Source organism: Paenibacillus sp. A3M_27_13 (assembly GCF_024213315.1).
In the GTDB taxonomy this organism is placed as follows: domain Bacteria; phylum Bacillota; class Bacilli; order Paenibacillales; family Paenibacillaceae; genus Paenibacillus; species Paenibacillus polymyxa_B.
The window spans coordinates 1-649 of the sequence record NZ_JANAVE010000027.1; the positions used below are offsets into that span (position 1 = coordinate 1).

Here is a 649-nt window from a genome sequence, read left to right on the forward strand (position 1 = left end):
AGAATCGTGGAGGTAGAGCACTGATTGGGTGCGGGGCCCGCAAGGGTTACCAAGCTCAGTCAAACTCCGAATGCCATAGATTTAGTTCCGGGAGTCAGACAGTGAGTGCTAAGATCCATTGTCGAAAGGGAAACAGCCCAGACCATCAGCTAAGGTCCCCAAGTGTGTGTTAAGTGGGAAAGGATGTGGAGTTGCACAGACAACCAGGATGTTGGCTTAGAAGCAGCCACCATTGAAAGAGTGCGTAATAGCTCACTGGTCGAGTGACTCTGCGCCGAAAATGTAACGGGGCTAAACACACCACCGAAGCTATGGCTTGATGCTTGCATCAGGGGTAGGGGAGCGTTGAATGCGGGTTGAAGGTGTACCGTAAGGAGCGCTGGACTGCATTCAAGTGAGAATGCCGGTATGAGTAACGAAAAGATCTGTGAGAATCAGATCCGCCGAAAGCCTAAGGGTTCCTGAGGAAGGTTCGTCCGCTCAGGGTAAGTCGGGACCTAAGGCGAGGCCGATAGGCGTAGTCGAAGGACAACAGGTCGAAATTCCTGTACCACCGTAATCCGTGATGAGCGATGGGGTGACGCAGTAGGGTAGTGACGCGGACTGATGGATGTCCGTCTAAGCAGTGAGGCTGGTGTGTAGGCAAATC

Annotated in this window: 1 rRNA gene; it reads left to right on the top strand. The window is 52.9% G+C overall.

Features of this window, described 5'->3' with window-relative positions:
• Positions 1 to 649: ribosomal RNA gene (locus tag NLX82_RS27460) — 23S ribosomal RNA — on the top strand; the annotation flags it as partial.